Origin of the sequence: Blautia sp. aa_0143 (genome assembly GCF_004167315.1) — a bacterium.
In the GTDB taxonomy this organism is placed as follows: domain Bacteria; phylum Bacillota; class Clostridia; order Lachnospirales; family Lachnospiraceae; genus Blautia_A; species Blautia_A fusiformis.
Genome location: NZ_RCXU01000016.1, coordinates 89,634 through 98,831 on the forward strand (window position 1 = coordinate 89,634; position 9,198 = coordinate 98,831).

The window sequence follows — 9,198 nt, forward strand, 5'->3', positions numbered from 1 at the left end:
ACCGCAAGGCCCCATGGGAAAGCCCATGGAGAAATAAATCGGGAGGTGAAATGGAATGCCAACATTCAACCAGTTAGTAAGAAAGGGCCGTCAGACAGCTGTTAAAAAATCTACAGCACCGGCTCTGCAGAAAACATACAACTCTTTAAGAAAGAAAGCAGTTGATCAGGCTGCTCCACAGAAACGTGGTGTTTGTACTGCTGTTAAAACAGCTACTCCTAAAAAGCCTAACTCAGCTCTTAGAAAGATCGCCAGAGTTCGTCTTTCCAACGGTATCGAGGTAACAAGTTATATTCCAGGAGAGGGTCACAACCTTCAGGAGCATAGCGTTGTTCTTATCCGTGGAGGAAGAGTTAAGGACTTACCTGGTACAAGATACCACATCATCAGAGGTACTCTTGATACCGCAGGTGTCGCTAACAGAAAACAGGCTCGTTCCAAATACGGAGCTAAGAGACCTAAAGTTAAAAAATAATTTTTGTAGATCAGAAATCTACGCCGCTTCCTGATTGCAGATAATCAGGAGGATTACAAAGATATTATTCATCTAATGTATTACAGCGGAAGACTATAAAGATTTGTACGGTATTCCATATACCCTGTCGGTTGCGGGTTAAATATAGGACCTTACCAGTGCGAACATGCAATAGTTTTACTGCGTGAGTACCGATGATATAATCAATATGATTAAGGAGGGAAGTAACGTGCCACGTAAAGGACATACTCAGAAAAGAGACGTTCTGGCTGACCCGATGTACAATAACAAAGTGGTTACCAAGCTTATCAATAACATCATGTTAGACGGTAAGAAAGGTGTTGCTCAGAAAATTGTATACGGTGCATTCACCAGAGTAGAGGAAAAAGCTGGTAAACCAGCAATTGAAGTATTTGAAGAGGCTATGAACAACATCATGCCAGTTCTCGAGGTAAAAGCAAGACGTATCGGTGGTGCTACTTATCAGGTTCCGATCGAGGTAAGAGCAGACAGACGTCAGGCACTTGCTCTTCGTTGGCTTACAATGTTCTCACGTAAGAGAGGCGAGAAGACAATGGAAGAAAGACTGGCTAATGAGCTTCTGGACGCAATGAACAACACAGGTGCATCCGTTAAGAGAAAAGAAGACATGCACAAGATGGCTGAGGCAAATAAAGCATTTGCTCACTATCGCTTCTAATTCGAGGAGGAAAATTCATTGGCTGGAAAAGAAGGAAGAGAATATCCATTAGAGAGAACCAGAAATATCGGTATCATGGCGCATATCGATGCTGGTAAAACAACTCTTACAGAGCGTATTCTTTATTACACAGGTGTTAACTACAAGATCGGTGATACTCATGAAGGTACAGCGACAATGGACTGGATGGAGCAGGAGCAGGAGCGTGGTATCACAATCACATCCGCTGCTACAACATGTCACTGGACTCTTGAGGAGAACTGCAAACCAAAGCCAGGTGCTCTTGAGCATCGTATCAACATCATTGATACACCAGGACACGTAGACTTCACTGTTGAGGTTGAGCGTTCCCTTCGTGTACTTGATGGTGCTGTCGGCGTTTTCTGTGCTAAGGGTGGTGTTGAGCCGCAGTCAGAGAACGTATGGCGTCAGGCTGATACCTACAATGTACCTCGTATGGCATTCATCAATAAGATGGATATCCTTGGTGCAAACTTCTACGGTGCAGTAGAGCAGATCAAGACTCGTCTTGGTAAAAACGCTATCTGCCTTCAGCTTCCGATCGGAAAAGAGGATGACTTCAAAGGAATCATCGACCTTTTCGAGATGAAAGCATATATCTACAATGATGACAAGGGCGACGATATCTCTATCGTTGATATCCCGGAGGATATGCAGGAAGATGCAGAACTTTATCATACAGAGCTGATCGAGAAGATCTGCGAGCTGGATGATGACCTCATGATGGAGTATCTTGAGGGAGATGAGCCTTCTGTAGACAGACTGAAAGCTGTCCTCAGAAAAGCTACATGTGAGTGTACAGCAGTACCGGTTTGCTGCGGTTCCGCTTACAGAAACAAAGGTGTTCAGAAACTTCTGGATGCAATCCTTGAGTATATGCCGGCTCCTACAGATATCCCGGCTATCAAGGGTGTTGACCTTGACGGCAACGAAGTTGAGAGACATTCATCTGATGATGAGCCGTTCTCCGCTCTTGCATTCAAGATCATGACTGACCCATTCGTAGGAAAACTTGCTTATTTCCGTGTTTATTCAGGAACAATGAACTCCGGTTCTTATGTACTGAATGCCACAAAAGATAAAAAAGAGCGTGTTGGACGTATCCTTCAGATGCACGCTAACAAACGTATGGAGCTGGATAAGGTTTACTCCGGTGATATCGCTGCAGCGATCGGATTCAAATTCACTACAACAGGTGATACAATCTGTGACGAGCAGCATCCGGTAATCCTTGAGTCCATGGAGTTCCCGGAGCCAGTTATCGAGCTCGCGATCGAGCCTAAGACAAAAGCTGGACAGGGCAAACTTGGTGAGGCACTTGCTAAGCTTGCTGAGGAGGACCCGACATTCCGTGCTCATACAGATCAGGAAACAGGACAGACCATTATCGCTGGTATGGGTGAGCTTCACCTGGATATCATCGTTGACCGTCTTCTTCGTGAGTTCAAGGTTGAGGCTAACGTTGGTGCACCTCAGGTTGCTTACAAAGAGACAATCACCAAGCCTGTTGATGTAGACAGCAAGTATGCTAAACAGTCTGGTGGTCGTGGACAGTATGGCCACTGTAAAGTTAAATTCGAGCCTATGGATGCCAACGGAGAAGAGCTGTACAAGTTCGAGTCCACAGTTGTTGGTGGTGCTATTCCGAAGGAATACATCCCGGCAGTTGGCGAAGGTATCGAGGAAGCTATGAAAGCTGGTATCCTCGGAGGATTCCCGGTAGTTGGTGTACATGCAAATGTATACGATGGTTCTTACCATGAAGTCGATTCTTCTGAGATGGCATTCCACATTGCAGGTTCTCTTGCATTCAAGGATGCTATGCAGAAAGCAGCTCCGATTCTTCTTGAGCCAATCATGAAGGTCGAAGTTACTACACCAGAGGATTACATGGGTGACGTTATCGGTGATATCAACTCCCGTCGTGGACGTATCGAGGGTATGGAAGATATCGGCGGCGGTAAGATGATCCGTGGATATGTTCCGCTTTCCGAGATGTTCGGATATGCTACAGACCTTCGTTCCAGAACACAGGGACGTGGTAACTACTCTATGTTCTTCGAGAAATATGAGCAGGTTCCGAAGTCTGTACAGGAGAAGATCCTTTCCAAAAAGGACTGATCTGATATAAAATAATAAAATGCTTGCAAATAACCTTGGTTTGCAATATAATCAAGGTTAGCAAGTTTAAATCTGAAAAAATGCTCTAATTTTGATAGAGCCAAGTTTTAAGGAGGACATTTTAAAATGGCAAAGGCTAAGTTTGAGAGAACAAAACCGCATTGTAACATTGGTACCATCGGACACGTTGACCATGGTAAAACAACATTAACAGCAGCTATCACTAAAGTTCTTGCAGAGAGAGTTCCAGGAAACGTAGTAGAGAACTTTGAGGATATCGATAAAGCTCCAGAGGAAAGAGAGCGTGGTATCACAATTTCTACAGCTCACGTTGAGTATCAGACAGAGCGTAGACATTACGCACACGTTGACTGCCCAGGACATGCTGACTACGTTAAGAACATGATCACAGGTGCAGCTCAGATGGATGGTGCTATCCTTGTTGTTGCTGCTACAGACGGTGTTATGGCTCAGACTAAAGAGCATATCCTTCTTTCCCGTCAGGTAGGTGTTCCTTACATCGTTGTATTCATGAACAAATGTGATATGGTAGACGATGAGGAGCTTCTTGAGCTCGTAGAGATGGAGATCCGTGATCTTCTTTCCGAGTATGACTTCCCAGGAGATGACATTCCGGTTATCCAGGGTTCTGCTCTTAAAGCTCTTGAGGATCCGGCTGGCCCATGGGGAGACAAGATCATGGAGCTTATGGATGCTGTTGATGAGTACATTCCGGACCCACAGCGTGACACAGATAAACCGTTCGTAATGCCTGTAGAGGACGTATTCTCCATCACAGGACGTGGTACAGTTGCAACTGGTAGAGTTGAGGCTGGTGTTCTTCACGTATCTGAGGAAGTTGAGATCGTTGGTATCAAAGAGGAGACTCGTAAAGTTGTTGTAACTGGTATCGAGATGTTCCGTAAACTTCTTGATGAGGCTCAGGCTGGTGATAACATCGGAGCACTTCTTCGTGGTGTTCAGAGAAACGAGATCGAGCGTGGACAGGTTCTTGCTAAACCAGGAACACTTACATGCCATACAAAATTCACAGCTCAGGTTTACGTTCTGACTAAAGACGAGGGTGGCCGTCATACACCATTCTTCAACAACTATCGTCCGCAGTTCTATTTCAGAACAACAGACGTAACAGGTGTTTGCAACCTTCCAGAGGGAACAGAGATGTGCATGCCTGGAGATAACATCGAGATGACAATCGAGCTGATTCATCCGATCGCTATGAGCCAGGGTCTTACATTTGCTATCCGTGAAGGTGGACGTACTGTAGGATCAGGACGTGTTGCTACAATCATCGAGTAATCGTTAATTAGTATAACATCCTAATTTAATATATATTGAGTACCGCAAGGTACATTGTGTCCAAACGTAAGATACCCCGGAACCGTAAGGTTTCCGGGGTTTTTCTGTTGGGTGGAAAGTAAAATCATCTATGAATTTTCAATGCGGAGATTAAAGGAAATTTATCAATAAGACTAAGTAAAGATAAATTTAAAATTGAAAAATAAGACCAGCGGTGCCAAAACGGTGCCAAAAAAACTCCTGCGAATGTTTGCTATTCACAGGAGTAATTTTTTTACCAGCCTTTGATCTGTTTGATCTGTTCAGCACGTTCCGGATCACGATGATATTGCAGTTTCAGACGGATTGTTACCACAATATCCAGCTTTTAAAAGATGACAAGGAGCAGGCAGTTAAAGATAAAGAGGAAGCTGAGAAGTGTGCGGAAAAAGCCGAGAAAGATCTGCATAGCCTGGAAGAACGCAGAGAACGGTTACAGCCGGTAATGGATAATGTCAGCAAAGAAATAAAGGAATATGGAACAGTGAAAACTCTACTTCCAGAAGCTGGTGCATTGGAACGTGCAACAACCTACCGGGATAAGAAAATAAAACCACTGTTTACTCAGGTGAAAAATAAAATTGCTGCGATGGCTGCACAGGTTAAAGAACTTGCCGAAGAAGTAGAAAAATGGAAACACAAATATCAGAAAACAAAGCAAGCATATAACCAAATACAAAGAGAGTTAGATGCAGTGCGTGAAGAAAAAGAGCAGTTATTTGATGAAAAACAACAATTGCAGGATGTTTCTGATAGATATGACCGGGTAGTGCGTGTTCTTGGAGAAAATGCTGTAGATGATGCGGTACAACAGGATATACAGGAGCAGAAGGCATTAGAAGAAAAGCGACAAATGGAGCAAATGCCAACAGGAAGTATTCACGAAAGACTTGCCTGGGGAGCCAGAAAGAGCAGTCGGAAGGCTGCTCTTTGGCAATCTAAGAATAGAGTTTTGGGATAGAATATGATAAAATGTAAGAGATAAATCGGTATTTAACGAGGAGGTAATGATTATGAGTAGAAATATAAAAGGTGGTTTTTTAACATTAAGTAGTGTTGTTGGTATTGTAGGAATGATAATAGCGGCAATGCAAAATCCAGCAACTGCATGGGTAACGCCACCTGGAAGAATGATTATAAGTATTTTAGAAAATGGATTATTGATTCCTACGGTTTTATTCCTTGTTCTTTTTATTTATGGATTGTATATTTTCCTAACGGAGAAAAACGATTGAGCAATACCGGTTTGTCGAATTAAGAAAACCGGTATTTGTGGAGGAGGAATTCTGTAATGAGATTTTTTGAAAATACCCGTAAGCCACAAGGCTTCGGCGGAAAATTGATGACGAAGATGATGAACAGCGGTCACGCCAAATTATCGCAATGGGGATTCTCAAATATCTCCACGAAGTCTGATGCTGAAGTTCTTGACGTCGGCTGTGGCGGCGGAGCAAATATTGCGGTCTGGCTTGATAGATGTAGAAATGGCCACGTGACAGGAATGGATTATTCTGAGGTTAGTGTGGCAAAATCTCAAAAATTGAACGCCCTCGCCATTAAACAAGGGAAATGTAATGTAGTTCAAGGAGATGTATCTGCTATACCCTTTTCTGACGCGACTTTTGATTATGTTTCTGCCTTCGAAACAGTTTACTTTTGGCCAGGATTAGTAAAATGCTTTTCCGAGGTCAACCGTGTGCTGAAAAGCGAAGGCATATTCCTGATTTGTAACGAGAGTGACGGAACGAATGCCGCAGATGAAAAATGGACAAAGATGATCAATGGTATGAAGATTTACACATCTAAACAACTTGTTGCCGCTTTGAAAGAAGCGGGTTTTACAGAGATCAAAACGTATTCAAATGCAAAAAATCATTGGATAAGTATTGTTGCAACGAAATAGCCAAATTCTTTAGGTTAGAATCGATGATGGAGTAAACGAAAAAGCAGTTTTGACATTTCAGTGAACTGCCCCTTCGTTTACTCCATTTTCGATTTGACCTAATTGAACAAAGTGAGCGTCCGAGTAGCTACTACCTATGGACTTTTAATCTTTTGTTCTTATCCATGATTATACAGGATTTCCTATGCTGACGCTACAAAAATCAAGGATTTTCAGATAAATAGGTATAACAATTAAACCTCAGGATTTTGAGGCTTAGAAAACATATAAAAGATTTGGATTTTAACACCTTTGCGGTATTCTCAGTTGTGGTTTCCCAAGATGTCCACCGCAGGATTTACATACATAGATGTTTATCCCGTATAGCTGTTTCAATATTTCTGGCATCTCCTTATCCCTGAGCTTTGAAAGATATTTTTTACATCCGAGGAGATTTCGGCATAAAGTGAGCTTTTTGTGTTTGCTGCGGGAACATAGAAGCCCATAATGCCGGATTCTGACAAAACGTCTGGGTGGCACATGCATCAGAAAACGCCATATAAATTCAACACCAGAAAGGGTCAGTTCCTTCCATTGTCCTTCCTTCCGGTAATCCTTAACAGAAAAAGTAACATTTTCATTGTCCATATGGATGATGCGGTGATTGCTGATAGCGATCCTATGGGTATATTTTCCGAGATAATCAATCACAGATTGTGCACCGTTAAAAGTTTTCTTACAGTAAGGAACCCATTCTATATCATAACAGGAATCTATCAGCTTTTTGAAAGCATAATGATTACGGTATTTTTCTGCTGTTCCATGAAACTCAAGCTGATCTGTATTCCAGAGATTTTTCAACTCATCCATATATTTCTCACGAAAGACTCTGGAGATAGCCCATATGGGTAGAAAAAACTCCGTACCATTGTCTTTCCACTCATTTTTCGGTGTCAGGCCGCCGCCAAGCAGTATCGTATGGATATGGGGATGAAAATTCATTTCTGAGCCCCATGTATGCAGGATGCAGATATAACCAACAGAAGCCCCGAGGTGCTTTGGGTCGGATGTCAGTTCCTGAATGGTAGCGGAAGCCGCATGATACAGCGTGTCATATAACAGTTTCTGGTTACTGTAAATGACAGAGTTCAGAATATCAGGGACTGTAAACACCAGATGGAAATAAGGGGCATCAAGCACATCCTCTCTGCGAGCATCCATCCACATTTCCTTCGGAACAGCCTGACACATGGGACAGCAACGGTTCCGGCAGGAATTATAATGGATCTGGACAGCACCACAGTCTTCGCATACACTGACATTCGCACCATAAGCTCCTGTTTTGCACTTCAGGATGTTCCGGGCAACTTTTGCCTGTTCCGGGGATGGGGAACAGCTTTCAAGGTATGCCGGATAAAAATGCCGGAAAATATCCTGGACGGTGGGTTTATTCATGGCCGGCACCTTCTTTCCTGTCAAAAGGGCTTTGAATGCCCATCAGGGATTTGTTGCTGACATGAAGATATACTTCCGTGGATTTCGGATCACGGTGTCCAAGTAGAGCTTGAATGTTCTGCCGTTCTATGCCCTGTTCCATCAGATGGGTTGCAAAGCTATGGCGCAGACAGTGCGGGGTTGCTGTCTTCGGAAGTTCAGCATCAGCTACTGCCCGCCGCATGACCTGTTCCAAAGTACTGACTGTCAGGTAATTACCGGTAAATTTATTTGGAAACAGGATGCCACGGGGACGACCTTTCTCAAACCAGTATTGTGTAAGGATATCCAGACAACGCTTAGAGAGAATGGTATAGCGGTCCATCCGGTTTTTCGTATCCCGGACATGGATCTGCATATTTGAACGTGAGATGTCATCATAGTGAAGATGGATCACTTCAGAAACCCTCATGCCAGAAGAATACATGATTGCGAACATAGCCTTATATTTGATATCGTCAACAGCAGATAACAAACGGTCAATCTCAGAGGCGGTCAGTACAGTCGGAAGTTTATGTTCCAGGATCATACGCGGAACCGTGATATCATCCCAAAGGATATGCAGGACATTCCGATAGAAAAAACGGATAGCAGAATTATAGAGATTCAAGGTTGTGGCTTTCAGTCCTTCCTCTTTTTTCGCAAGCAAAAAAGTCCTGACATCCTGACAGGTAAGCTCTTCAGGATTCTTATTCTGATATTTCAGAAAATAAGAGACATAGTTTTTATAGCAGTTGATGGAACGTTCTTTAAGGTTACGGATTTTTCCGGCTTCCTCAAGCTGTTCTAAATATTTTTCATACATAATAAAATCCTCCATATAAAATCAGTAGTTATCCAGAACACTGCTTTATATGGAGGTGCATTTGGGTCATAAAACCGCTTGCCAACCAAGCGGAAGGGTGGTATTCTTTTCATAGGCAGTGGGAAGGTCGATCCTGTTTGATTGTTTCGTTGTGGTGACTTAACAATACTACTTTTAGGACTTGCTTTCCACTGTTTTGTTATAGAAAAAAGAAAATCGCTATGCCATAGCCTTGGTAGGCCATCGCGCAGCGATTTTGTTCAATTCCAGTTGTGCGCCCAGCTAAGGGTGTGTAGTCAAGCCGGTGGGATTCCGGTTTATCCAAGGTTTAGCCAACCAGA

General features: G+C 43.1%; 9 protein-coding genes. 7 read left to right on the forward strand and 2 right to left on the reverse strand.

The features are described from left to right. The first annotated feature begins 55 nt into the window (after window positions 1-55). From rpsL to EAI83_RS09895, 7 genes are all read left to right on the forward strand, one after another. Window positions 56-475 carry a 30S ribosomal protein S12 gene (gene rpsL, locus EAI83_RS09865; protein ID WP_015526360.1) on the forward strand — a complete coding sequence of 140 codons (420 nt, stop codon included), beginning with the start codon at window positions 56-58 and terminating at the stop codon, window positions 473-475. 229 nt (window positions 476-704) lie between these two features. After that, window positions 705-1,175 (forward strand): 30S ribosomal protein S7, encoded by a 471-nt coding sequence (gene rpsG, locus EAI83_RS09870; RefSeq protein ID WP_059086633.1) that lies wholly within the window; start codon window positions 705-707, stop codon window positions 1,173-1,175. Between the two features lie 18 nt (window positions 1,176-1,193). Further along, window positions 1,194-3,317, forward strand: coding sequence for an elongation factor G (gene fusA, locus EAI83_RS09875; protein ID WP_276505122.1), 2,124 nt, complete (start codon window positions 1,194-1,196; stop codon window positions 3,315-3,317). 126 nt (window positions 3,318-3,443) lie between these two features. Then, complete coding sequence (tuf, locus tag EAI83_RS09880) at window positions 3,444-4,637, forward strand: elongation factor Tu (RefSeq protein ID WP_015526359.1); 1,194 nt, start codon at window positions 3,444-3,446, stop codon at window positions 4,635-4,637. A 328-nt stretch (window positions 4,638-4,965) separates the two neighbouring features. After that, complete coding sequence (locus tag EAI83_RS09885; RefSeq protein WP_227945552.1) at window positions 4,966-5,637, forward strand: hypothetical protein; 672 nt, start codon at window positions 4,966-4,968, stop codon at window positions 5,635-5,637. 52 nt (window positions 5,638-5,689) lie between these two features. Further along, window positions 5,690-5,911, forward strand: coding sequence for a peptidase M50 (locus tag EAI83_RS09890; protein ID WP_129975257.1), 222 nt, complete (start codon window positions 5,690-5,692; stop codon window positions 5,909-5,911). Between the two features lie 56 nt (window positions 5,912-5,967). Then, window positions 5,968-6,579, forward strand: a complete 612-nt coding sequence (locus EAI83_RS09895; RefSeq protein ID WP_021650335.1) for a class I SAM-dependent methyltransferase — start codon at window positions 5,968-5,970, stop codon at window positions 6,577-6,579. Between the two features lie 282 nt (window positions 6,580-6,861). Here the strand turns inward: EAI83_RS09895 and EAI83_RS09900 are convergent, their stop codons facing one another. Next, window positions 6,862-8,013: an IS91 family transposase gene (locus EAI83_RS09900; protein ID WP_118753251.1), complete on the reverse strand. Its 1,152-nt coding sequence runs from the start codon at window positions 8,011-8,013 to the stop codon at window positions 6,862-6,864. Continuing rightward, complete coding sequence (locus EAI83_RS09905) at window positions 8,006-8,857, reverse strand: tyrosine-type recombinase/integrase (protein ID WP_118753252.1); 852 nt, start codon at window positions 8,855-8,857, stop codon at window positions 8,006-8,008. Before EAI83_RS09905 ends, EAI83_RS09900 begins: the two co-directional genes overlap by 8 nt. Between the last annotated feature and the right edge of the window lie 341 nt (window positions 8,858-9,198).